We start from the raw sequence: 25246 nt of genomic DNA, 5'->3' as shown, positions 1-25246 counted from the left end.
GTCACAGCTGCATCGTGTCGATGTCGCAGTTCGCTCGGATGAGCTTGGTGGCCAGGACGGTCGTGGGGTGCTTCTCGCCCAGCACGAGGCGGAGCTTTTCGACCGTCCTGGCCTGCAGCGCCGCGGACTCCTCGAGCCCTCCCAGGTTCCGCAGGTCGATCGCGAGGTTCAGCGCCGCGGCCAACGTCGACGGGTGGTCGCCGCCCAGCACCGCGGTCGACCGGGCCACGACGTCCTCGTCCATCTCCTTCGCCCGCGTGTGCTCACCGAGCGCCGCCAGGTCGCTGGCCAGGTTGGTGGCGCTGACGAGCGCGAACGGGTGATTGCTGTCGAAGATCCGGTGCAGCGTGCCGGTCACCGACTCGTTGAGGTCACGCGCCCGCTCCAGCCGGCCCGCCAGCCGGTAGTTCACCGCGAGGTTCGTCGCCGCGATGAGCGTGTGCGGGTGCTCCGCGCCCTGGATCTCCACGAAAAGCTGGTGGCTGCGCTCGGCCATCTCCATGGCACCGGTGATGTCGTCGAGGTGCCGCAGGTCGACCGACAGGGTCATCAGCGACGTGATCGAGTCGAGGTGCCGTTCGCCGAACCTCCTCCGGTACCGGTTGTAGCACTCCTGGGCGAGCACCCTCCCGCCCATGTGATCCCCCGTCCGGCACCGGGTGACCGCGAGGTTGCGAGCCGTGCCGATGGTGTGCGGGTGATCCTCACCCAACAGCTCCCGCTGTCGCGCGAGCGTGACTTCCTGCATCGCCCGTGCCGCCTCGTAATTGCCGAGTTCACGCAGATCCGTGGCGAGCGCGCCTTGCGAGCGGTGCGTCCACAAGTGGTCCGAGCCCAAGACCGCCAGACGTCGATCGAGCGTGTCGACATCAAGCCGGTGCGCCCGGTCGAAGGACCCCACGAGCCGGTAGCAGCCCGCGAGGTTGTGGGCGTAGCGCAACGTGTTCGGATCATCGTCACCGAGCACCCGGCACGCCCGCTCGTAGGCGTCCTCCTGCACCGCCAGTTCGTCGTTGAACCGGCCCTGCGAGCGCAGGTCGGCCGCGACGGTGTCCATCATGCTGATCACCTGCTCGTGGTCATCGCCGACCGCCGCGCGCAGCATCTCGTAGGTCCGGTTGTTCATCAGGGTCGCTTCCTGCGCCTTGCCCGCACGCCGCAACCCCGCCGCGTGCAGCCGGCGCATCTCCAGCGTTTCCAGGCTGTTCTCGCCCAGCATTCCCCGCCACACCTCGACGCCGTGCTCGGACAGGTCGATCGCGCCGTCGTAGTCGCCGCTGGCCAGCAGGTACTTGACGAAGTTCGTCATCATCGCGCGCGCCCAGGTGAACTGGCAGTCCATCGCCTCCGACGCCATCACGTGCGGCAGCAGCTCGGCGTACCGCTGCCAGTTCGCCGCGTCCTCCGCCACCTGGGGGTCGCCGCTGACCAGCAGCACGTGCACCGCGTGCCGCATGTTCTCCCGGTCCTGCTCCGGCAGCCGATTCTTGACCGCCGCCTGCACCAGCCGGTGGAGCTGGATGGTGTTGCTGCGGTGGTCGATCTTGGCGAGGCTGTACTTCTTGATCTCCCGGATGGCGCGGTCGAGCTTGATCGGAACGGCCAGCGCTTCCGCCAGCTCCGGCGGCACCGGCACGTCGCGCACGCCGCGGAACAGGGGCAGCGAGATCGGCTCCGCGCCGAAGAACGCGCAGATCTGGAGCAACTGCAGCGCCGCCGGGTGGTCACGGCCCAGCACGCCCAGCGGCACGTTCCACGCCGCCGCGACGGGGAGCTGGTCGTCGTTGGACGAGCCGGCCTCGACCAGCTCCGACCGGTTGAGCCGCAACAGCTCCAGGTACTCCGGCACGGGCATCCCGGTCTGCGCGCGCCACGCCGCGGCCTGCTCGATGGCCAGCGGCAGGTCTCCCAACGCCTCTGCCAGCTCGTTCGCCTCGGCTTCATCCAGCTCGCCGCCACGCCGGTGCAGCAGCTCGATGCTCTCCGCGCGCGTGAACAGGTCAACCTCGACGGAGTGCGCGTAGCCGCTCCAGTCGGAGTTGCGCGAGGTCACCACGATCTGGCCGGAGCCGGTCGGCAGGAAGCGGCGCAGCTCCTCGGGTCGCTCGGCGTTGTCGAAGACGATGATCCACCGCGAGTACGGCCGGCCGCCGGCCAACGCCTCCAGCACCGCGGGCACCGCCGCGTCCGCCGACCCCGCCGGCAGGTCCAGTCGATCCGCCAGCTCCACGAAGCTCGTCTTGATCTGCGCCGGGTGCTCGGCGGGCACCCACCACACGAGGTCGTACTCCGACTCGTGCCGGTGGAGGTACTCCACGACCGTCTGGGACTTCCCGACACCGCCCATGCCGTGCAGCGCCTCCGGCAGGACAGCGGTTGCGCCGCCCTCGGCCAGTCTTCGGCGCAACTGCTCCAACAGCGCTTCCCGGCCGACGAAGTCCTTGTTGCGCAGGGGTACTCTGCCCCACACCTGCGGTCGATGGTCCGGTCCACGCTGTTGCTCACGCCTGCTCATGTCGCCTCCTGCGGTGGACACCCCCGCTGTGCCCCTTTGGCCCCCGTGCCCGGCATCGAGCTCCGAGCGCAGCGCGGCGAGGCGCTTCGCCCTGGGCATGTACGGACCGGACAAAGCGCGGAACACCGCTTCCTGCACGCGAATGTGGCGCAGGTTCTCGGGTGAGATGTCGGGAAGTGCGGTTTCGGGCTGGTCGAGCGCGGTGGCCAGATTGCGCAGCACGGTCGCGCCCGGCACGGCGTGCTCGGCCACCAGCCGCGCGACGCGCACCGTGTCTGCCCGATGGGCGCCCGAGAGCAGTTCCTCGCGCACACCCACGTGGAAGTCGTAGAAGACGTCCGGCGGACCCTCGCCACGGTCGCGCACCAGCAGTCCGCCGAGCAGTACCTCCGCGAGCACGGTCAAGCCCGCCTTCGGCAGCAGCACGCGCTGCACGAGCTTCATCGTCGGCAGGTCCAGTGGCGCGGCGGCGAGCAGGCCCGCCAGTTGGAACGCGGCGGAGGAGGCGACGGTCCGGAACTCCAGGACCCTCTCCCGTGCGCTGAGCGACTTGTCGGGCCCCGAACGCGGGCGGTACGCGGGCGGCGCGCCGTGCAGCGGGTGGACGAGCGCCGCGGTGGTCTCCACCCACTCCGAGCCCGCCGTGCTCAGCAGCCGGGCCCACCCGGTGAACCAGGAACCGGACAGCTCCAGCACGGGGATGGCGGTGGCACCGCGCTCGGCGCTGTCGGGGAACGCGAAGTCCGGCTCCGCCGGCGAGATGCGCAGTTGACCGTTCGGCGCGCCGGAGTAGCGCGCGGACAGCCGGACACGCCTGGCCGCGAGGCCGGTCCAGTGCCACAGGCGCTGTTCGAGCATCTGCACCACGGCCACCGGCATCTTCTGCGACCACTGGTACAGGACGTGCTCGGCGGCGCCGGTGTACCAGGCCGTGCCGACGGCGTCGGTCAGCACGAGGACGAGCCGCCTGCCGGTCGGGTCGGCGAGCCTGAGCCAGCTCATCGGCCTGGCCTCGGCGGTCTCGGCGCGCAGCACCAGGTCCGAGGGTGACCGCACGGAGAAGTCCGAGTGGTAGAGCCGCACGTCGCGGAACGCGCCCTGGTGCATGAGCAGGTCCCGGAACTCCTGCGCGGTTTGCTGCCAGATCGACATGGACGCGGACCGGTCGACGACCAGGGCCACCTCCAGCGGCTGCCACTGCGTCGGACGGGTCTCGGGCATCCACAGCCTGTCCTGCGCCGCGCGGGCGGCGGTGGCCTCCTCGTCCAGTTCCTCGTCGCGCGGAGACCGCGAGCCGCGCATCAGGGGTCGCAGCGCGCGTGCGATGCGCCTGCGGTCGGGCAGGGCGGGAATCGTCGGCCACGCCGAGGACGCCGCCAGGGTCGGGCCGGCGGCGTCGGACGCCCGGCCGTTGATCGCGCCGGTCGAGTTGATCGTCCACTCCTGGAACCCGTCGGCTGCGGGCCCGCCGTTGCCTTCCCCGGACTCGTCGTCGGTCGTCGTGCCCTCAGGTGCGCCGCCGCCGCGTCCTGAGGACGTGTCCGGTCCGCCTTCGGCGGTTGTCGGCGGCGGCGGGCGACCCAGCGCGTGGTCCGGCGGGGGCAGCGACTCCTCACCCCTGAGCACCAGCGCGAGCCACAGGGCGTCGCGCAGCTCGCGCAGCAGCAGGCCGCTCGTCGGAAGGTGGCGGGTCGAGTCCGTTCGCGCGTGCGGCGACTGGGCGACCGCGGCGCGGACCCCCGCCCAGCCCTCCACGTCGTGCTGCGGCCCGACCATCACGACTCGGTGGACAGCGGGTGCCAGATCGACTTCAGCAACTCGTCCCACTCCTGGTCCTGTCGGTACTCCCCGGAGGTGGCGAGCTGCACGGCGAGGTGCACGGCGTTGAGCAGCTGGTCGGACGCCAAGCCGCCCACCTGCCTGCTGTGCTCCAAGAAGTGGTCGATGAGCCCTTTGAGCTCGACGCCCTCGGGTGACCCGAAGTGGGCGGCCACCATCTGCCCGAGCTGGTCGTAGTTGGGCGGGTCGACGTGGAGCTTCAGGCAGCGGCGCATGAACGCGGGCGGGAACTCGCGCTCGCCGTTGCTCGTGATGATCACGACGGGGAACTCGCGGCACCTCACGATGCCGCCGACGACGTTCGCCGTGCCGCCGTGGTCGTTGGTCCGCACCTGCACCTCGGGCCGCCCGCCACTGATCCGCACCAGCTCCGGGATCTCGTACTCGCCCTCCTCGAAGACGTTGAGCAGGTCGTTGGGCAGGTCGATGTCGCCCTTGTCCAGCTCGTCGATGAGCAGCACGCGAGGCAGGTCGTAGGGCAGCAGGGCGGTGCCCAAGGCACCGAGGTGGATGTAGTCGCCGATGTCAGCGTCGCCCGCCCGGTCCCGGTCGCCCGCCCCCGTGGCCTGGACGCGGCCGATGGCGTCGTAGGTGTAAAGACCGTCGCCCAGACGGGTGCGGCTGGTGACCGGCCACCGCAGCACCGGACCGAGTCCGAGTTCCCTGGCCACCAGGTACGACAGGGTCGACTTGCCGGTGCCTGGGTTGCCGGTGACCAGCAGCGGACGCCGCAGGCTGATCGCGGCGTTGACCATGTCAACCTCGCGCGGGTACGGGATGCGGCGCACGGTGCGCGCGTTGCCGACGTGGCGGTCGGCCTCGCCGCCGTCGTCTTCCGGGCGGAAGGTCGTGCCCTGCCCGGAGAACCGCCGCCACGGCGGGGCCGGCGGCCAGTCCCGCACGGGTCGCGACGCTTTCTCGGCCGTGCCGTGGTAGACGTGCCAGCGTGGTGTCGTCGGCTGGAGGGTGGCCGTGTCCGCATTCATGCAGCCGAGACTCCTTCCGGTGCCGTCGGGTCGATCGGCACCACGATCCGGTCCGGGTCGTCGTAGAGCACGGTCAGGGCATGGCCGCAGTGCGTGCCGCCCGGTCCTTCCGCGAAGGCCTCGGTGCGCGCCACGCGGATGCGTTCGAGCAGGCCGAGGTGGTCGCCGTCGTGGAGCAGCCTGCGCGCGGTGTCCATGAACACCGAGTCGCAACTCTCACGGTGCCACAGGATGACCGGCACCCCGGCGCGCAGCCCGACCGCGACCTCGTCGCGGCCGGAGAACTCGGCCCGCGGGGGTGAGCTGAGCACGAGCGACACCGCCGACGGCTTCCGGGAGAACGCGGCGATCAGCTCGCGCAGCGCCTCGGGGCTGTCGTCCCGACCCCAGCAGCCGGATTCCTCGGCGATCACACCCGCCTGGTCGAGCTGCGCAGCCAACTCGGCCCAGCGCGTCTTCCACTCGCGGTGCCACTGGCGCTTGCCCATCCGCTCCAGGCTGCGCACCACCACGGGGTAGCGACAGCCGAGCAACTGCGGGATCTTCGTGTCGGTCTCCCACTTCCACTGGTCCACGTCGAGGTTGAGCATCTCCGCCGACAGCACGAACTCGACGTGGTAGACCGGGTCGAAGTCGACCCAGTGGCCCTCGATGTACTCGACGAGCATCGCGACCGTGTGCTTGATCGACTCCAGGTCGCCGACGTGCTCGAACGCGCGCATCGGGTACCAGCCGTCCTGCATGCCGAGCTGCCGCCAGTGGACCAGCTCGAAACGGTCACCGGAAGCACCGACCCGTTGCAGCGAGAACACCAGGAAGCCGTAGTCCTTGAGCGGTTTCGTGAGCGGCGCGCGGGCGTTGCGGATGTCGCGCCGGACGGCGGCCAGTTCGTCGGCCAACCCCATCAGCTCGGCTTGCAGGCCCGCCCAGCGGTGCAGTTCCAGGGCGATCTCGGGGCGTGCCTTCGCGGCCAGGTGCTCGATGAACACCAGTGCCTTGGGCAGGCCGTCCGGGCGCGCGTTGAGGGTTTCCAGCAGGCTGAACGCGTCGAGGTAGCTCGAGTTCTTGGGCAGGTGCGGCGCGGTCGGACCCGCGACCGCGCGGTACGCCTCGTCGACGTCCTCGACGTTCACCTCGCGCAGCAGCGTCAGCGCGGTGTGGCGGACGTCGGAGGACCACAGCGGCAGAACGGTCATGTCGAAGACCGCGTCGCGCACCTTGGCCATGTGCAGCGAACCCTTGTCGAGCCTGCCGACCACCCGGACGAGCGCGGACAGCCCCAGCGGGCGCTGGTAGCAGGCGGCGACGATGTCGTAGAGGTGGATGAGCGTGTAGCCGTGCTCCTCCACCGGGAGGACTTCCCCGAGTTCCTCGCAGAGCATTCTGACGACCAGGTTGCGTCCGTGCAGGTCGCCGAGCACCTGGATGAGGCTGAGGGATTCAACCAACTGCCATAAGACTCCCCGTTCGGGCTCCCTCGGTGTCCGCACGTCCGCGCCCCCTTGTGGTCGACCGCTATGCCGCCACACGTATCGTAAGGCCCGATCCCGTTATCCTCCCACTCCTTCGGACGTCATCCATTCGCGTGCCGCCCCTTCGGCCCGGCGAAGCGGAACCGAGTCGCCCTCCAGTTTGCGGAGCGCGGCGAAAAGGTCCCGGATGCCGTGCTCGTAGTCGCGGCAAGTCCGCACCAGTTCGAATACGTGCAGCCGGGCCCGCGGGTGGTAGCGGACGGCGCCTTTCACCGGGGCGGGCAGGAGTTCGAGGACCTTCCGCCTGCTCACCTCATCCTCGACGCTTGGCACCTCGAGCAGGGCCTCCACCAGCGCGGTCAGGTGGTCGACAGGCCACGCGACCGGCTCCGGGACCGGCTCCGAGGCCGACGGGGCGAATCGGTGGGCGGCCTTCAGCCACGCGGTCGCGTCCGCCTCCTTCACCGTGAAAGGGAACTTCCGGAACCGCCCCGGTTCAGCCGGCGGGTAGTGGCGGACCACGTCGTTGTAGAACGCGTCGGTCACGGCCAGTGTGACCGGTTCCGGAGAATTTCTGCATTCTTCCCGCAATACTGCGGAGTCCAACAGGCGACTCACGAGGATGATGGCGCTGCTCACCACCCCGTACTCCGTACGGCGCACATCGCCAGCGTGCAGACACAATCGGAGCCGAATGCGCGCGGCCGCCGCGGAAACCTCGTTGTGCTCACGCAGGCGGTCGGCCAAATGGCGCACCACCCGGTCGAGCACCACGACTTTCGACGTGGCTGCGGGTATCAGGATCAACGCGCCGTCGCCACCGTCCTGCCATTCGCAGGAATCCCACCGGACCGACGCCTCCGCGAAAGCGCCGCGCACTGCCCTGTTGAGCCCATCGTGCACCGCCGCCCGGTGGGCGTCCGTCCGCGACGGGTCGCCGTAGCGGTCCACGTCCAGCACCATGATCGTGTAGTGCAGCGGCAAGCGGGAATCATGCGACGACACGGACGACCACCTCGCCGGGAGGGTTGCGGAAGCGCGGGACCTCACACGGTAACGGCGTCACCGACGCGCACGTTAGCGTCGCCACCCGGCAGGAGCAGCCCGCCCGCCAGGCGCACGGCAGGCCGGGTGCGACCGGAAGCTGTGGAGGCCTCGCTCGTGGCGCGGCCCACGACGTCATGGTGGCGCTGGTCGAGCGGACGGCTCGGGGAAACGGCGCTGAGCGTCACCGCCGGCAACGGAGGTCGGCGGGCAGGTCGTAGTCGGTCACCTGGCGCCACTCCTCCGCGGCCAGGTCGCGGGCAGCGGATCGGCAGGCCAGGTCGAGCCACGACGCCTCGTTGACCGCCCACCGCGACACGGTGTTGTGCGGCGTCGCGGTCAGCAGCTCGCCCGTGGCGCCGACGCCCACGATCCCGGTGGCCTCCCAGGGTGCGACGGCGGATGAGGCACGGCTGGTCGGCAGCCGCAGCTCACCGAGCGTCGTGCCCGCGTCGAGGTCGATCAGGACCAGGGCACCGTCGTTGCGGATGCGGCCGACGAACGGCGTGCCCGGCACCCAGCTCAACGGGCGCGCGTACGGGGTGCCGCCGGGAACCGTTCGCAGCAGACGTGCCCCGGTCCCGTCTCGGATGTCCAGCGAACCGTCCTCGTGCGACACGAGCAGCCGGTCGCCCGCGTAGTCGACGGCTTGCGCGTCGGTCTGCAGCACGGACACGATCTCCTCCTCCTGCGTGTCCGCCACGGTCACCCGCACGACGCCGTCTTCGTGCCGGCCGGCCCAGGCCGCGTACCGCCCGCCCTCGCTGATGGCGGCCGGGCCGTCGACGGACGCCGTCGCGTCGAGATCGGTTTCCACGTTCCGGACGTACATCGCGTCGCTGAGGCGGCGCACCGACACGCCGCCGTACTGGCTGACGCAGACCAGGTGCCCGTCGGGGGTCAGCCGCGCGGCCCGCTCCCGGTTGCCCTGGCCTTCCAGCAGCCTCTCGGTGCGGTTGCCGCGGATCGCGTGCAGGCCGCAGCCGACCTGTTCGATCAACGCGGGCGTGCCGTCGGGCAACCAGGCGGGGAAGACGTCGGGCTTGCTCCCCTCGTGCGTCGCCGGACCGGGTGCGGGACCGGCGACGGACGTTCCCGAAGCCGAGCTGCCGTCGAGGTCGTGCAGCAGCACGTCGCCGTACCCGCCGACCAGCAGCGCACGTCGGCCGTCCGGTGACACGGCGAGCTGGGCGGCGGTGCCGGACCGCGGGCTCTCCGGCACCTCCAGGGTGCCGTGGTCCAAGCGCAGCCTGGACTGCTGGTCGGGGTCCCAGAACGACAGCGTGCCGCCCTTGGCCGTGACGAGCCGGTCGGAGGCGCCGACGAACGCCACGTGGTCGGCACCGCCGGCGCCGCGCAGCTGCCGCTGGGCCCGATCGTCGTCGCGCGTGGCTACCTCGGACACCCACAACTGCCCACCGCCGGCGGAGGCGATCCGCTCGCCGTCCCGTCGGATGGCCAGCACGTCCGGGGTGTACGAGCCCCCCGCGCTGGAGACGTGCTCCGCGATCTGCGCGGTGGAGGTGTCGTAGACCAGTGCCCACCCCGCCAGGAAGCCCGTGAACGCGCCGTCGTCCGATGTGGCGGAGAGGCCCCAGCTGGGAGGCGCCAGGTACTCCTCCTGGCTGATGGTGACGGCCAGGTCGGCGAGTCGGAGGCGCTGCCAGATGCCCGCACCACCGGTCACCGCGATGGTGTCCTCGGTGGGAAAGCCGAGACCGTTCCAGTGGTGCGCCGACAGCGCGACGTCACCGTGCCTGGCTGTGGTCGCCGTGTCGAAGGTGGCAAGCCGCTGGGCCTCGGCCGTCGGCGAGGTGAGCACGGCGGCCGTCGTCCCCTTCGGCGACACCGCCACCTGTCCGGGTTGCTCCTGGTGCAGCGCGACGGGCTGCGTGCCCACCCGCCAGAGGACCGTGCGCTGGTCGTCCGTGGCCACGGCCACCTCGCCGTCCTCGCTCACCGCGACGTCCGTGACCGGCCGGTCGCCCAGGTCCGTCTCGGCGCTGTCGCCCGTGGCGGGGTCCCAGCGCACCAACCGGCCGTCCGCGGTGCCGGCGAGCGCGGCGCCGCTCGGCGAGGCGACGAGCGCTGTGACGGGCGAGGTCAGTTCGTGCTGGCCGACGAGCTCCGGGTGGTCGTTCACGGTCTGGAACAAGGCCGCGACGGTCTGCTGGTCGCGGTGGAGGCGATAGCCCTCGACGGCCAGCAACCGGGCGCGTGACGCGCTCGTGGACGAGGCCGCCACCGCCGCGGCGGCGAGCAGCCGCGCGGTCGACACCCGTGCCTGCTCGTTCGCGCGCTGCCCTTGCACGTAGGCGACCACACTGGTCGCGGAGGCGAGCACGAGCAGCACGACCAGCACGGTGATGATGACGCGGGTCCGCCGCCGGTCGCGCCGCAACCACCGCACGTGCGTCCCGACCAGCTCGTCCTTCTCCACGCCGCGCAGCGGGGCCGAGAACTCCGCGATGACGTCCTGCACCTGCGGGTCACCGCGGTCGAGCTCGGGCAGCGCTCGCAGGCCACGCAGGTCGATCCACCGCGGTTCGGCGGGCAGCACGCCGCGCAGGGCCGGGTGGGCCGCGTCGCTCGCCGAGTGGAAGTCGCCGGTCTCAGCGTCCCAGCCGAGGTTCCCGGCGGTGAGGCCGATGAGGATGCGCGCGGGCGAGCGGTGCGCCAACCACCATTCGATCTCCTTGCCCACCCACACCGACTCCGCCGCGTCCGGTGAGGCCAGCAGCAACAACCACTCCGACGAGGACAGCGCGCGTTCGATGCCCTGCCACAGGTCCGGGTCGGCGGCGAGGTTCGCGTCGTCGCGGAACACGCGCAGCGGCCGGTCCCGCCGACTGCGCCGCGCGAACACCTCGAGCTGCTCCTGGAACTCCGGGGCGAAGGCGCCGTCGCTGCGGTGGCTGTAGGAGATGAACGCGTCGAAGCGCGCCGGCTGGAGCTCGTCCACGTCTCGTTGTTACCGGACCGCCTCGTGCCAGGTGGTTGTTATCGTCCGCTGATCAACCTGATGGAGGAACGAGCGGCCCAACGGTGTGGTCGGCCGTCGACCCGCCAGACCGCGCTGAGCTGACCCGACCGATCGGCGAGTTCCTTCCCTCACGGCGCTGCCCGCAGGTGTCGCCATGAGGCCGTGGTGCCGATCGCGGTCGCGATCCGTGCGCCAGGAGCCGCTCACCCCCGTCGAAGGGCTGACCGGGGCACTTCGACTACCCGAACTGCGGAGAGGACGCGCGATCGCGGGCGTCCACTCCCGCCCTATCGTCACCAGGACGAAAGAAGCGGGTCAAGCGCCCTTCACGCACTCGGCAGAACGGGCGGGTCGGCCGCGTGCGGCATTCGGCTCCACCGGTGGAGCCAACCGATCCCTTGACGGACGGAAAATTTCAACCAGGGTCATAGGGGCAAAAACATCTTACCAAGGAGACGCCGGATGCCCCACTCGCCCCTGCCGAAGCTCAGACGTTCCGCGAGACCCTGGCTGGCCATCGTGACCGCCCTCGGTCTGTTCGCCGCCCTGTCCCCGACCTCCCCACCGCCGGACGCCACCCCCGCGACCGTCGCACCCGAACTCGTCGCGGAGGTCCGGGCGGCCACCCCTGGCGAGCCCGTGCAGGCGTTGCTGATGCTCCCGAACGCCGACCTGTCCGGCGACCGCGACGAGCTCCTCGCCACCCTCCGCGACCACGCGGCCGACACCCAGGCGGAGGTCGTCGCCGCCATCGGCGAGACCGCGACCGTGGTGAACCGGTTCTGGCTCACGAACATGATGCTGGTCGAGTTCCCCGCGGACACCGGCACCCTCGACTCGCTCGCCGCCGTGCCCGGCGTGACGCAGCTCGTCCCGAACTTCGAGGTGCTCGCGCCCGAACCCGTCACGAGCAGCGCGGACGTCACCCCGGCCGCCGAGCTCACCTGGGGCCTGCAGAAGATCGGCGCGGCGCGGGTGTGGGACGAGCTCGGCGTCAAGGGCAGTGGCGTGCGCATCGCCACGCTGGACACCGGTGTGGACATCACCCACCCGGACCTCGCCGGGAAGATGGTGACCGACAACCCCTCCGACGCCAAGCACCCCGGCGGCTGGATGGAGTTCGACGCGTCGGGCAACCGGGTCGCCTCGGCGCCGCGCGACTCCGCCTACCACGGCACCCACGTGGCGGGCACCATCCACGGCGGCGCCACCTCCGGCACCGCGATCGGCGTCGCACCCGCCGCCGAGATGATGCACGGCTTGGTGATCCCCGGCGGCAGCGGTTCGTTCGCGCAGGTCGCCGCCGGCATGCAGTGGGCCATCGCGCCGGTCGACTCCGCGGGCAACCCCGCCGGGCGACCCGCGGACATCGTCAGCATGTCGTTGGGCGGCAACGGCTTCCAGGCCGCGATGGTCCAGCCGACGCGCGCCATCCGCGCGCTCGGCTCGTTCCCGGCCTTCGCCATCGGCAACAACTGCGGCACGATCGGCACGGCCAGCCCCGGCAACGTGTTCGAAGCCGTGGGCGTCGGCGCCACCGACAGCTCCGACAGCGTCGCGTCGTTCTCCTGCGGCGCCGTGGTGCGCAAGGACCAGTGGACCAACCCGCCCGCCGAGTGGCCGGGCAGCTGGGTCAAGCCGGACATCTCCGCGCCGGGCGTCGACGTGTACTCGGCCTCGCCGGGCGGCGGCTACCGGACCCTGTCCGGCACCTCGATGGCCACCCCGCACACCGCGGGCACCGTCGCGCTGATGCTGTCGGCCGCCGGCGACCTACCCGTGTCCGAAGTGGTGGACGTGTTGGCCGACACCGGGTTCTGGGACGACCGGTACGCCGGCGCGCCACCCGACACCCGGTTCGGCAGGGGCCGCATCGACGCCTACGAGGCAACGCGGTTCGTCGCGCTGGACTCGGGCCTGCGGGGCACGGTCACCAACGCCGCCTCCGGCTCGCCGGTCGCCGGCGCCACGGTCAGGATCGAGCCGGGCGGCCGCACCCTCGCCACCCTCGCGAACGGCACCTTCACCAGCAGGCTCGAACCGGGTGACTACACCGTCACCGTCGAGGCGTTCGGGTTCGGCAAGACCACGGTCCGGGCGACGGTCGCCCCGGACTCCTTCGCCGCGGTCGACGTCGTGCTCACCCCGGCGCCCTTCGGCCGGGTGACCGGTGTCGCCAAGCTCGAGGCCTCCGGGGCCGGGATACCCGGCGTCACGGTCGAGGTGACCGGCGTGCCCGCCGACCTGTCCGCGGTGACCGGCGCCGACGGCCGGTACACGATCGACGGGGTGCCCGCGGGCACCTACCGGGTCGCGGCCTCGTACCCGGCGTTCCGGGCGCCGGGCGAGGTCGAGGTGACCGTCGTCGCCGGCGAGGCGAGCACCGCCGACTTCGCCTTCGGCGTGCCGCCGCGCACGGTGGCGATCGTGGACAGCTCGCAGACGCGGGCGAACCAGTACCGCGACGTCGTGTTCGCGCCACGCGGGGTGGAGACCGCCTACTACAACTGGGACCAGCTGGACAAGGCGGCGCAGCACGCGACCGTCGTGCTCGGCTACGGGACCCTGACGGCGGACTACGACGCGGCGGCCTTCCAGGCGTTCCTGGACGCGACGGACGCCAACGGCACCGGCGTGATCTTCACCGACCACGCCTACACCACGGGCAACGGCATCCGCCAGCTGTCGAAGCACACCGGGCAGCCGGTGTCCACCGGCTCCGACACGGGTGGCGGCACGTCCGCCGAGTCGTACTACGAGGTGACCGCAGCGCACCCGATCTTCGACGGGTTCGCCGTGGGCGACCGCATCCCGCTCGACGACAGCACCCAGGCCAAGTGGGTGGCGTGGTTCGACGGGTACTCCGGCGGGGGCAGGCAGACCATCGCGAACCTCGGCCGGACGGTGGAGGGCGTGATGGGCGGCGGCATCGGCGTCGACCAGCGGGCCACCAACCGGCACGTGCTGCTGTCGCTGCACGGCGTGTCGGCGACCCGCGGACCCGTCGACTGGTCGCCCGAGGCGACCGACGTGTTCCTCAACGCGATCGACTGGGCCTCGCCCGCACCGGACCCGAAGCAGCCCTACTACGCCCTGCACGACCTGAAGGTGTCGCCGGGCCTGGTGAAGGCCAGTGAGAACGTCACGGTGACGGTCCAGGTCAAGAACGTCGGTTCGGCGGCGGGCACCTACAGCGCGGCGCTCAAGGTCGGCGGCGTGGTCGAGGCGACCACACCGGTGCAGCTGGCGGCCGGCCAGTCCAAGACCGTCACGTGGACGGTCGACCCCGACCGGCTGGGCACGTTCACGGTGCAGGTCGGTCACCTGACCGGCTCGTTCCGGGTGCGCGCGCCGCGCGTCGACCTCGCGGTGTCCACTGTGGACGCGCCCGGCGCGGCCGCGGTCGGCCCCCTGGCCGGCGCGGTCGTCGAGCTGATCGCCGGCGGCCAGGTCCGCGGGCTCGGCAAGACCGACGGCGCGGGCAAGCTGTCGTTCGAGATCCCGGACCCGGTGGGCCGGTACACGCTCGTCGTGCGCAAGCCGACGCCCGAGGGCGGCGGCGACGCCTACCTGCTGCACCGCGAGATCACCGTGATCGACGACGACGTGATCTCGTTCGCGCCGCGGGTGCTCGCGGGTGGCACGCGGACGTCCGCCATAGGTGAGAACTTCGCCGTGCGGACGGACATCGCGCTCGACGCCCCCGACGCGCGGCACACCGGTTCGGTGTTCCTGCGCCCGTCGGGCACCGCGCCTCACGGGTACCGCTACGAACCGGGCACCCTGGTGGCGACGCTGGACCGGTACGAGGCCGTCACCGTGCACTCGGTGCGGCACCTCGAGCAGGACTGGTTCCTGCCGAGCACGAAGGTCACCGGGCTCGACTGGACCACCCCGTACGACGTCACGTTCGCCTTCGGCGGCGCGGCGAAGGTCTCGCTCGGCGACGTCGTGGTCGGCGCCGACGGCAAGGCCACCGCGGACTGGTCGGTGACCGACGCGCACGGTGTGCCGTTCGCGACGGTGATGGCCTCCGCCGTGCGGCCGTTCCTGAGCCTGCCGGAGCGCGCGGCGCTCGAAGACGTCGAGGGCCTGGTCCGGGCGGCGGCGCCGAACGAGCTGAAGCCGGTGCTGCGCCTGTTCGCCCCGGACGGCACGCCCCTGCGGGCCGGTTCGATCAACTGGAACGCGCGGCCCTACGCGTTCACGCTCGAACCGGGCACCCCTGACGGGGCGTACCGGTTGGCGCTGGACGTGGACACCGGCGGCTACTCCGGTGACCTCACCGCCGAGTCGCGGCTGCGCGTCGGGCCGGAACCGGTGGCCGTGGTGTCGGTGACGGACACGCGTGGGACGTTCGTGCCGGGTGCGCACACGCAGTACGACGTGCGCGCGGTCAACAGCGGCACCGCCGGCTCCGGGCCCATGTCCTGGACGGTGCGCGTCGCGGCTGACCGGAGCCTGGCGCCGAGCGACGTCGTGCTGCGGCTCAAGGTCGGGACGACGTGGCAACGCGTGGCGCTGGCCCGTGACGGCGGCGCCCTGACCGGTGTCGTCACGTCCGACGCGGCGGTGGACGCCGGCTCGGAGCGCACGTGGCGGATGTCGTTGTTGGTGCGCGCGCCCGGCACGTACCACGTGGCCGACACGTTCACCGGCGCCGGCATCTCCGTCACCAACGCCGACGACCTGGTCGTGGCCGAACCGGCGGGCGTCAGGTAAGGAGACCGTCCGGTCCCGCGGCGTTGCGGCCGCGGGACCGGACGTCACGCCCGGCTCGTCGAACAGCGTCCGAAGCGACGTGCGGTGACCGGAATCCGCGACCCTGCTCGTGCCCGGTACCACGGCATGCCAGGGCCGTGGGCCGCCGAGACCGGCCCTGGCGGACCTCGCCGCGTTCGCGGCCGGTCGACCCTGGCCAAGCTGGACCGGGTTACTGCGGAGACCTTCGAGCACTTCGGCGACCTGCTGTCGACTGCGGGAGGAACGCGGGAGGCGAGGGCTGTGACGCTCGACGCCTCCCGCCGGTCACGGCCGGCTTCGCGCTGATCCCCGAAGGCAGTGGCACGCCGTCCCCGACGCCGCGCCGGTCCTGGTGGTGCGCCCACCCACCGGCTCCATGACCGAGGACCGCGCCGTCCCGGATGATCGGCGATGCCGGTCGTTCACGGCGATGTGATCATCGCGTTCCCGCGAAGGTGGTGGTCACCGGGTACGGTCGGGTTGTTGTCCGTTCGCGGGCATGGTGTGCCGGGAAGTCTGGTCGGCGACGTGTTCCACCGACCTCTCAGGAGCCGCCCGTGCCGCGCGCCACGACCAAGCTGTTCGACCGGGGCACCTGGCCCGAGGCCAAGCGGATCGCCGACATCCTCCGACTCGAGACCGTCGGCGGGGTGATCATGCTGGTCGCCGCGCTCCTGGGGCTGGTGTGGGCGAACTCGCCCTGGGCTCCCGCGTACGAGGCGTTGCGCGGCTTCGAGTTCGGCATCGCCTCGCTGCACCTCGAGCTGAGCGTCGGGCACTGGGCGTCGGACGGCCTGCTGGCGATCTTCTTCTTCGTCGCGGGCCTGGAGCTCAAGCGCGAGTTCGTGGCCGGTGACCTGCGCGATCCGCGCCGGGCGGCGGTGCCGGTGGCCGCCGCGTTCGGCGGTGTGGCGGTGCCGGCCGTGTTCTACACGCTGGTGAACCTGGGCAACCCGGACGCCGCGTCCGGCTGGGCGATCCCGACGGCCACCGACATCGCCTTCGCGCTGGCCGTGCTCGCCGTGATCGGCCGGAGCCTGCCGGCGGCGCTGCGGACGTTCCTGCTCACCCTCGCCGTGGTGGACGACCTGATCGCGATCGTGATCATCGCCGTGTTCTACACCGACGACCTGGCCGTGGCGCCGCTGCTGGCGACCGCCGCGCCGCTGGCGCTGTTCACCGTGCTGGTGCAACGGCGGGTGCGCTCGTGGTGGGTGCTGATCCCGCTCGCGGCGCTGACCTGGGGTTTCATGCACGCCTCCGGTGTGCACGCGACCGTGGCGGGCGTGCTGCTGGGCTTCGCCGTCCCGGTGATCCGCCGCAGCGCGGGCGAGGGCCCCGGCCTGGCCGAGCACTTCGAGCACCGCTGGCGACCCCTCTCGACGGGGTTCGCGGTGCCGGTGTTCGCCTTCTTCGCCTCCGGGGTGTCCCTGGGCGGGCTCGACGGCCTGGTGTCGTCGCTGTCGGACACGGTCACCATCGGCGTGGTGGTCGGTCTGCTTCTGGGCAAGCTGGTGGGCATCACGGCCGCCACGTGGTTGGTCTCCCGGTTCACCAGGGCCGAGCTGGACGGCGACCTGGCGTGGGTGGACGTGGTGGGCCTGGCGGTGCTGGGCGGTATCGGGTTCACCGTGTCGCTGCTGGTGGGCGAGCTGGCGTTCGGCGAGGGCAGCAGGCCCTACGACGACGCCAAGATCGGCATCCTGCTCGGGTCCCTGCTCTCCGCGCTGGTCGCCACGGTGATCCTGCGGGTGCGCAACCGCGTCTACCGGCGCATCCACGAGGAGGAGACCCGGGACGAGGACCGCGACGGCATCCCGGACGTCCACCAACGAAATGTTATTGACTAACTCTTGTTAGTGGCTAACAGTATGACGCGTGGTCATAGTGGTCGGCGCGGGTCCCACCGGTCTGGCAGCGGCGTGCGCGCTGCGCCTGCGAGGCGTGCGGGTGCGGGTGGTGGACGCGGCGCCAGGGCCGGCGACCACCTCCCGCGCACTGGGGTTGCAACCGCGCGGCAGCGAGGTGCTGGAGCGGATCGGCGCGTTGGGCGACCTGCCGGCACGGTCGGTCGGCATCCGCCGGGTGGTGGTACACGTCGGGGGTCGGCGGTCGGGCGAGCTGCGGGTCGGCCGGCCCACGGCGCTGGTCCGGCGCCCCGGCCTGCTCGTGTCCCAGGCGGAGGTGGAGGCCGGGTTGCGGGCGCGGCTGGCGGACCTGGGCGTCGACGTGGAGTGGGGCGCCGCGGTCACGGGCCTCGCCCAGGACGAGCGCGGAGCGGTGCTGTCCACGGCGCGGGGCCCGGCGTCGGCGGACTGGGTGGTCGGTTGCGACGGCGCGCACAGCGCGGTCCGCAAGGCGGCCGGCATCGGCTTCCCCGGTGTCCCGCTCGTCGAGGGCTTCGTGCTGGGCGACGTGCGGGCGGAGTTGCCGCTGCCCCGGGACGCGGTGGGGGTGTGGGTGCGTGGTGGCGAGATGTTCTCCGCGTTCCCCCTGCCCGGCGGCGTGTGGCGGTTCATGGCGCCGGCACCGGGCACGTCGGTCGAGGACGTCCCGGAGTTCCTGACCCGTGCCGCGCTGCGGCACGCCGGGGTGCGCGTCGAGGCCGGGAGCGGGTGGGTGTGGGCGTCGGTGTTCCGCATCCACCGGCGCCTGGCCGAGACCTACCGGCGCGGTCGGGTGCTGCTGGCCGGCGACGCCGCGCACATCCACAGCCCGTTCGGCGGTCAGGGCATGAACACGGGCCTGGGTGACGCCGAGAACCTGGCGTGGCGGCTGGCGCTGGTGGTCGCGGGCCGCGCGGGCGACCGGCTGCTGGACGGCTACCAGACCGAGCGCCGCCCCGTGGCAGAGGAGGTGCTCGGCGCCACCAGCGGCCTCACCGGGCTCGTGCTGGGCGAGTCCCCGGTGGCCCGGCTGGTGCGCGACCGCGTGCTGTTCCCCCTGATGTCCCTCCCGCCGGTGGAGAAGGCGATCTGGGAACGGGCGTCGCAGCTGAGGACGAGCTACGCCCGGTCGCCGTTCGGCCGGCGCCCCCGGGTCGGTGACCGGGTGCCGGAGTTCGCGGTGGGCAGCGGGTTCGGCTGGACCCTCGCCTCCCCGGGGGACGACGGCTTCGCCGCGGTCGCCCGCGACGCGCTCGGCGAAGTCCGGCACGTGCGCCGCGACGGCGAGGCGCTCCTGGTGCGACCGGACGGCCACCTGGCTTGGCGCGGCGAGTCGGAGCCCGACGCGTTGCGCCGGGCCTTGGCGGTCATGCTTGACCGGTGACCACAGGAGAGGGCGGGCCCGCGGGCGGGCTGCGCGCGCAACGCAAGGCACGCACCCGTCGCGCGATCCAGGAGCACGCGCTGCGGCTGTTCCTGGCCCAGGGCTACGAGCAGACCACGGTCGAGGAGATCGCCGCTGCCGCGGGCGTGTCGCACATGACGTTCTTCCGCTACTTCCCCACCAAGGAAGCCGTGGTCGAGGACGACGACTACGACCCGTTCATCGCCGAACTGGTCCGCGGCCGGCCCGCCGGAGAGGGTCCTCTGGAAGCGCTGCGCGCGGCCCTGCGCGCCGGGCTGGACGCGGTGCTCGACACCGACCGGGACGCCGTCTACGCCCGGACCAGGCTGATCGTCACCACCCCCGCCCTGCGCGCCGGGCAGTGGCGCAACACCGCCGCCACCGCCGACCTGCTCGCCGGAGCGCTCGCCGACCGCGAGGGGCAGGTGGTCGACCTGCGGCTGCGCGTGATCGCGGCGGCGGCCACGGCGGCCCTGACGACCGCCCTGACCGCGTGGGTGGAGGGCGAGGGCACCGACGACCTCCGCTCACTGGTCGACGAGGCGTTCGCCGCCTTGGCCACAGGACGTTAGGCGAGCGTCTCCCCCGGAGAAGTGTGGTCGACTCGCGGCGGTTACCGCCCTCCGCGAGTCGCCACACCATGATGCCCCAGAGCCGACCGTTCGGAGCTGACGAACACCTGACGTTCGGGGTCAGCCCAGCGGGGTGAAGTTGCGCGAGGCGACGAAGTCCGGCCGCGGCCGGCTCGCGGCGAAGGGATCCACCAGGGCGTTCTCGACGCTGTTGAACACCAGGAAGATGTTCGAGCGCGGGAACGGGGTGATGTTGCTGCCCGAGCCGTGCATGCTGTTGGAGTCGAACAGCAACGCCGACCCGGCCGGGCCGGTGAACTGCTCGATGCCGTGCGCGTCGGCCAGCGCGGTGAGGTTCGCCCGGCTCGGCACGCCGATCTCCTGCTCCTTCAACGACGACCGGTAGTGGTCGTCGGGTGTCGCGCCGGCGCACGGCACGAAGGTGCGGTGCGCGCCGGGCATCAGCATCAGCCCGCCGTTGAACGGGTAGTTGTCGGTCAGCGCGATCGACGCGCTCACCGCGCGCATCAGCGGCATGCCGTCCTCGGCGTGCCAGGTCTCGAAGTCGGAGTGCCAGTAGAAGCCCTTGCCGGTGAAGCCGGGCATGAAGTTGACCCGGCTCTGGTGCACGTAGACCTCCGAGCCGAGGATCTGGCGGGCCCGGTCGAGCAGCCGGGGGTCGGCGGCGAGCCGGGCGACCAGTTCGCTGATCCGGTGCACCTCGAAGATGGAGCGGACGTCGTCGGACTGCTTCTCCACCACGGTGCGCTCGTCGGCGCGCACGACGGGGTCGGTGCGCAGCCGGCCCACGGTGTCGCGGAACACGGCGACCTCGTCGGGGCTCAGCAGTCCCTCGACGGTGAGGAATCCCTTGGCGTCGTAGCCGGCCACGGTCTCGGCGTCGAGCGGCCCGGAGGTGTCCCCGCCCCAGACGACGGGCTCGGTCCGGGCGATCGGCTCCGCCTCGACCGCCGTGCGGGTCGGGTACCGGTCTGCGGTGGTGGTCGCGGTCACGCGTAGGTCTCCTCATCGGACGGCGGGTTCGCCGGGTCGTCGCCGTTCCCCGGTTCGGCGAGGCGGATCAGGGGGTACACGCCGCGTTCGTCGTGCACTTCCCGCCCGGTGACCGGCGGGTTGAACACGCAGATCGCGCGGATGTCGGTGGCCGGGCGCACTTGGTGGCGCTCGTGCCCGTCGAGCAGGTAGAGCGTGCCGGGCCGCAGCACGTGGACTTCGCCGGTCTCCTTGTCGAGCAGTTCACCGGTGCCTTCCACGCACAGCACCGCCTCGACGTGGTTGGCGTACCAGAAGTCGTTGACGGTGCCCGCTTTCAGCACCGTCTCGTGCAGCGAGAACCCGACCCGGTCACCGGCCAGGATGATGCGCTTGCTGCGCCAGTTGGGCGTGACGACGTCGCGGTCGGTGCCGTCGAGGTCGTGCAGGGAGCGCACGATCACGAGAGCCCTCCCGCGGTGACGCACTCCCGCACGGAGTCGGCGAGCACGGCCAGCCCTCGTTCGAACTCGTCGTCGGCGATGGTGAGCGGCGGCATCAGCTTGACCACCTCGTCGTCCGGGCCCGAGGTCTCCACCAGCAGGCCGCGCCGGAACGCCGCGGCCGCCACCCGACCGGCCAGCCCGGTCTCCTCGAACGCCAGGCCGCGCGCGAGCCCCCGCCCCTTCGCGGAGCTGCCGGGCACCGCGGCGACGATGTCCCGCAGCACCCGTTCGGCCTGCTCTCCCCTGGCCTTGGTGCTCTTCTCCAGCGTGTCGTCGGTCCAGTACTCGCGCAGCGCCGCGGTGGCGGTGACGAACGCCGGGTTGTTGCCCCGGAACGTGCCGTTGTGCTCGCCGGGCTCCCACACGTCCAGGTCCGGGCGCACCAGGGTGAGCGCCATCGGCAGCCCGAACCCGCCGATCGACTTGGACAGGCAGACGATGTCGGGCACGATCCCGGCGCCCTCGAAGCTGAAGAACGGGCCGGTCCGGCCGCAGCCCATCTGCACGTCGTCCACGATCAACAGGATCCCGTGCGTGCGGCACAGCTCCGCGAGACCGGCGAGCCAGTCGAATCGCGCCGCGTTGATGCCGCCCTCGCCCTGCACGGTCTCCACGATCACCGCGGCGGGCGCGTTGAGCCCGCTGCCCGCGTCGCTCAACAACCGCTCGAAGTACAGGAAGTCGGGGAACTGCCCCTCGAAGTAGTTGTCGTAGGGCATGGGCGTCGCGTGCACCAGCGGGATGCCCGCACCCCCGCGCTTCATCGAATCACCGCTGACCGACAGCGCGCCGAGCGTCATCCCGTGGAAGGCGTTGGTGAAGCTGATCACCGACTCGCGGCCGGTGACCTTGCGGGCCAGCTTGAGGGCCGACTCCACCGCGTTGGTGCCCGTGGGACCGGGGAACTGGATCTTGTACGCCAGCCCGCGCGGCTGGAGCACCACCTCGTCGAACGCCTCCAGGAAGTCGCGTTTGGCGGCCGTGTGCATGTCCAACGAGTGGGTGATCCGGTCCTCGGCCAGGTAGTCGAGCAGCGCCTTCTTGAGGACCGGGTTGTTGTGCCCGTAGTTGAGCGCGCCCGCGCCCGCGAAGAAGTCCAGGTAACCGCTGCCGTCCTCGTCGTAGAGGTGCGCGCCGAGCGCGCGGTCGAACACCACCGGCCACTTGCGGCAGTAACTGCGGACCTCGGATTCGAGGCTGGCGAAGATGCTCACGTCTCTCCTGGTGTTCGAGTGCGGGACGACCCCGGCCACGGCCCGAGGCGGTGCAGTTCTTCGGCTTCGTGCGGCTCGGGGAACAGGTCCGCGGTGAACAGCGGCTCACGGGTGTGCCCGACGCCGTGGTCGCGCGCCAACCCGGCGAACAGCCGGATCGACGCCGCGTTGGTCGCCGTGACCGTCGTCTCGACGAACCGCGGGCCACGACCGACCAGGTCCTCCAGCATCGTCCGCGCGACGCCGCGCCCCCGGTGCCGTTCGGCCACGCCGACCTGCCAGACGAACAGCGTCCCCGGCGCGTCCGGGCGGGCGTAGCCGGTGACGAAGCCGACGACCTCGCCACTCACCCGCGCCACCACCGACGTGGCCGCGAAGTCCCTGGTCCACAGCAGGTAGGCGTACGAGGAGTTGACGTCCAGCACCCCGGTGTCGGCGGCCAACCGCCACAGCGCACCCGCGTCGTCAAGCGTGGGTCTCCCCGTCGAGACCGGTGGCACGGCGTCGGACTCGAGCACGCCGCGTTCTCTCCTCGGTTCGGCGAACATGCTGCCGGAACGTAACAGCCGCCCCGGCGGCGCGGGCGCCGCTCGTGACACCTGTCAGGAGACCGCAAGGTTCATAGTCCACTTTGGACTTGTCGCATGCGGAGAGACTTTCTCCTTGTGTGACAGAGGTTTTCTCCAGTTATTCCGCGAAAGTCACCCGCTCGGTGTTGACGCTTTGCCGCTGACTTCTCTAGGGTCGCCGAGTCCGCCCGCCGCGTCGCGGTGCGGTGGACCGTCCTGTCGTCGAAGTTGGGAATCCCACTTCGTGTTCTCATCACACTTGTCCCGCCGCCTGTTCCTGGTGGCCGGTATCGGGGCCGGGCTCGCCGCGACCGGTTGCAGCACCGTCGACCTGTCCGCCCAGCGCGGCGGCGGGAACCTGCTGGAGCGCCTGCGCGCCACGGGCGAGGTGCGCGTGGGCTTCGCCAACGAGGCCCCGTACGGCTACGTCGACCGCCGCGGTGAGCTCACCGGGGAGGCGCCCGAGGTCGCCAAGGCCGTCTTCCGCAGGCTCGGCGTGCACAACTTCGTGCCAGCCCTGTCGGACTTCGGCGCGCTCATCCCCGGCCTGCGCGCCGGGCTGTTCGACGTCATCGCCGCGGGCATGTTCATCACCCCGCCCCGGTGCGAGCAGATCCTGTTCTCCGACCCGGACTACAACGCGCCCGAGGCCGTCCTGGTGCGGCGCGGCGACGTCGGGCGGTTCACCGGGCTCGAGGACTTCGTCCGGGACGGCACGGCGAAGCTCGGGGTGCTGCTCGGGAGCTTCGAGGTCGACATCGCGGCCGGGTACGGCGTGCCCGCCGACCGGACGGTGACCTTCGCCACCCAGGCCGGCGGGATCGACGGCCTGCTGGCCGGTCGCGCGGACGGCTTCCTGCTCACCGCGATCTCGCTGCGCGACGCGATGGCCCGCCGGCCGGACGCGGAGGTCGAGCTGACCGAGCCGTTCGTGCCGGTGCTCGACGGCGTCGAGCAGTACGGCGCGGGAGGGTTCGGCTTCCGCCCGGACCAGCGGCGGCTGCGCGACTCGTTCAACGCCGAGCTGCACGGGCTCAAGCGCAGCGGCGAGCTGCTGGAGATCGTCCGGCCGTTCGGGTTCACCGAGTCCGAGATGACCGACCTCACCGCGGACCGGCTGTGCCGGCCCGACCGGGCCTGAGGGGAAGGGTCACCCCATGTCCACGGGTTTGTGGCTGCGCCTGCTCGACGGGCTGCTCGTCACCCTGGAGCTGACGCTGTTCGCGGCGGTGCTCGGTCTGGTGTTCGCGTTCGCCGCCGGGCTCGGCCGGCTGTCGGCCAACCGCCTGGTGCGCGGTGCGGCCCTGGCCTACACCGAGGGCTTCCGCGGGCTGCCGGCGCTGGTCGTGCTGTTCTGGCTCGTGTTCGCCCTGCCCGGCCTCGGCCTGCAGCTGGAGCCGCTGTTCGCCGGGGTGCTGGCGTTGTCGCTCAACATCGGCGCGTACGGGGCGGAGGTCGTGCGCGGCGCGGTCCTCTCCGTGCCCGCCGCGCAGCTCGAAGCCGCCACGGCGCTCAACTTCACGCCGTGGCAGCGGATGCGGCTGGTGGTCCTGCCGCAGGCGCTGGTGGCGATGGTGCCGCCGTTGGGCAACCTGCTGGTCGAGCTGCTCAAGGCCACCGCGCTGGTGTCGCTGGTCTACCTCCAAGACCTGACGTTCCAGGGGCAGATCGTGCGTGCCGCCACCGGTGACACCGCGGCCACGTTCGGTGGCCTGCTCGTCGGCTACGGCGTCATCGCGCTGGTGCTCACCCGGCTGGTGAAGCTGGTCGAACGGCGTGCGGCCGCGTCGTTGGGCCGAACCACCGCCCACCGCGGGCCGCACGTCGGCCCCCTGGCCGCCGAGGGGGCGCGATGACGTTCGACTGGCAGGCCGCGTGGGACGCGGTGCCGCCCTTGCTGCGCGGCCTGGCGACCGCGCTCCAGGCCGCCGCGTTCGGCTACGTGATCGCGCTGGTGCTCGGGCTCGCGTTCGCCTTGCTGCGGCGCAGCTCCCTGCGCTGGGTCCGGCTCCCGGTCGGGTTCTTCGTGGAGTTCGTCCGCTCCACGCCGTTGCTGGTGCAGTTGTTCTTCCTGTTCTTCGTGCTGCCCACGATCGGCGTCGAGCTGTCCGCGATGGCGACCGGCGCGATCGGCCTCGGCCTGCACTACGCCGCCTACACCTCGGAGGTCTACCGCGCGGGGATCGACGGTGTGCCCGTCGGGCAGTGGGAGGCGGCGAAGGCGCTGAGCCTGTCGCGTGGCCGCACCTGGACCAGGGTCGTGCTGCCGCAGGCCGTGCCCAGGGTGGTGCCCGCGCTCGGCAACTACGCCATCGCGTTGTTCAAGGACACACCGCAGCTCACCGTCATCACCATCGCCGAGGTGCTCAGCGTGGTGAAGGCGGTCGGCTCCCAGAACTTCCAGTACCTCGAGCTGATCACCGTCGCCGGGCTGCTGTACCTCGTCACCGCGCTGCTCATCGCGTGGCCGGTGCGGGTCCTGGAACGCCGGTACCGAAGGGAACTCGCATGACCGCGGA

At 71.8% G+C, this 25246-nt stretch carries 16 protein-coding genes; 7 read left to right on the top strand and 9 right to left on the bottom strand.

The features are described from left to right. Position 1: 1 nt before the first annotated feature. The 5 genes from fxsT to ABTZ99_RS07725 form a co-directional block, all read right to left on the bottom strand. Positions 2 to 4291, bottom strand: a complete 4290-nt coding sequence (fxsT, locus tag ABTZ99_RS07745) for an FxSxx-COOH system tetratricopeptide repeat protein (protein WP_499609205.1) — start codon at positions 4289 to 4291, stop codon at positions 2 to 4. After that, entirely contained in the window at positions 4291 to 5340 is a 1050-nt protein-coding gene (locus ABTZ99_RS07740) for an AAA family ATPase (RefSeq protein WP_498777973.1), read from the bottom strand. Before ABTZ99_RS07740 ends, fxsT begins: the two co-directional genes overlap by 1 nt. Continuing rightward, a complete protein-coding gene (locus ABTZ99_RS07735; RefSeq protein ID WP_499609202.1) occupies positions 5337 to 6788 on the bottom strand; it encodes a VMAP-C domain-containing protein in 1452 nt (483 codons plus the stop codon). Before ABTZ99_RS07735 ends, ABTZ99_RS07740 begins: the two co-directional genes overlap by 4 nt. Positions 6789 to 6890: 102 nt before the next feature. Beyond that, positions 6891 to 7796 (bottom strand): effector-associated domain 2-containing protein, encoded by a 906-nt coding sequence (locus ABTZ99_RS07730; RefSeq protein ID WP_499609199.1) that lies wholly within the window; start codon positions 7794 to 7796, stop codon positions 6891 to 6893. Positions 7797 to 8040: 244 nt separating this feature from the next. Then, complete coding sequence (locus ABTZ99_RS07725; RefSeq protein ID WP_499609196.1) at positions 8041 to 10818, bottom strand: WD40 repeat domain-containing protein; 2778 nt, start codon at positions 10816 to 10818, stop codon at positions 8041 to 8043. A 483-nt stretch (positions 10819 to 11301) separates the two neighbouring features. Between ABTZ99_RS07725 and ABTZ99_RS07720 the strand changes: the two genes are divergently transcribed. The 4 genes from ABTZ99_RS07720 (at position 11302) to ABTZ99_RS07705 (ending at position 19445) form a co-directional block, all read left to right on the top strand. Further along, positions 11302 to 15561: a S8 family serine peptidase gene (locus tag ABTZ99_RS07720; protein WP_499609194.1), complete on the top strand. Its 4260-nt coding sequence runs from the start codon at positions 11302 to 11304 to the stop codon at positions 15559 to 15561. 578 nt (positions 15562 to 16139) lie between these two features. Next, a complete protein-coding gene (gene nhaA, locus ABTZ99_RS07715) occupies positions 16140 to 17432 on the top strand; it encodes a Na+/H+ antiporter NhaA (RefSeq protein ID WP_499609191.1) in 1293 nt (430 codons plus the stop codon). Between the two features lie 28 nt (positions 17433 to 17460). Continuing rightward, positions 17461 to 18852, top strand: coding sequence for an FAD-dependent oxidoreductase (locus tag ABTZ99_RS07710; RefSeq protein ID WP_499609189.1), 1392 nt, complete (start codon positions 17461 to 17463; stop codon positions 18850 to 18852). Beyond that, positions 18849 to 19445 carry an acyl-CoA-like ligand-binding transcription factor gene (locus ABTZ99_RS07705; protein ID WP_499609186.1) on the top strand — a complete coding sequence of 199 codons (597 nt, stop codon included), beginning with the start codon at positions 18849 to 18851 and terminating at the stop codon, positions 19443 to 19445. Before ABTZ99_RS07710 ends, ABTZ99_RS07705 begins: the two co-directional genes overlap by 4 nt. 120 nt (positions 19446 to 19565) lie before the next feature. Here ABTZ99_RS07705 and thpD read toward each other — a convergent pair whose 3' ends face one another. The 4 genes from thpD to ectA are packed head-to-tail and all read right to left on the bottom strand — an operon-like array spanning position 19566 to position 22706. Further along, complete coding sequence (thpD, locus tag ABTZ99_RS07700; RefSeq protein ID WP_499609183.1) at positions 19566 to 20459, bottom strand: ectoine hydroxylase; 894 nt, start codon at positions 20457 to 20459, stop codon at positions 19566 to 19568. Next, positions 20456 to 20902, bottom strand: a complete 447-nt coding sequence (locus tag ABTZ99_RS07695) for an ectoine synthase (RefSeq protein WP_498777989.1) — start codon at positions 20900 to 20902, stop codon at positions 20456 to 20458. Before ABTZ99_RS07695 ends, thpD begins: the two co-directional genes overlap by 4 nt. Next, positions 20899 to 22158, bottom strand: coding sequence for a diaminobutyrate--2-oxoglutarate transaminase (gene ectB, locus ABTZ99_RS07690; protein ID WP_499609180.1), 1260 nt, complete (start codon positions 22156 to 22158; stop codon positions 20899 to 20901). Before ectB ends, ABTZ99_RS07695 begins: the two co-directional genes overlap by 4 nt. Then, positions 22155 to 22706, bottom strand: a complete 552-nt coding sequence (ectA, locus tag ABTZ99_RS07685) for a diaminobutyrate acetyltransferase (protein ID WP_498777993.1) — start codon at positions 22704 to 22706, stop codon at positions 22155 to 22157. Before ectA ends, ectB begins: the two co-directional genes overlap by 4 nt. A gap of 265 nt (positions 22707 to 22971) precedes the next feature. On the opposite strand from ectA, the gene ehuB reads away from it, so the two are divergent. From ehuB to ehuD, 3 genes are read left to right on the top strand one after another with little or no spacing between them, the layout of a single operon-like run. After that, positions 22972 to 23868 carry an ectoine/hydroxyectoine ABC transporter substrate-binding protein EhuB gene (ehuB, locus tag ABTZ99_RS07680; protein WP_499609178.1) on the top strand — a complete coding sequence of 299 codons (897 nt, stop codon included), beginning with the start codon at positions 22972 to 22974 and terminating at the stop codon, positions 23866 to 23868. 16 nt (positions 23869 to 23884) lie between these two features. Further along, positions 23885 to 24583: an ectoine/hydroxyectoine ABC transporter permease subunit EhuC gene (ehuC, locus tag ABTZ99_RS07675; protein ID WP_499609176.1), complete on the top strand. Its 699-nt coding sequence runs from the start codon at positions 23885 to 23887 to the stop codon at positions 24581 to 24583. Next, the gene (gene ehuD / locus ABTZ99_RS07670) at positions 24580 to 25239 is read left to right on the top strand and encodes an ectoine/hydroxyectoine ABC transporter permease subunit EhuD (RefSeq protein WP_499609173.1); all 660 of its coding nucleotides are present in this window, start codon (positions 24580 to 24582) and stop codon (positions 25237 to 25239) included. Before ehuC ends, ehuD begins: the two co-directional genes overlap by 4 nt. Positions 25240 to 25246 lie beyond the last annotated feature (7 nt).

The organism is Actinosynnema sp. NPDC002837, assembly GCF_040295345.1.
Lineage (GTDB): Bacteria > Actinomycetota > Actinomycetes > Mycobacteriales > Pseudonocardiaceae > Actinosynnema.
Note: the sequence above shows the minus strand (reverse complement) of the source record. Positions and strands in the feature narration are given on the sequence as shown.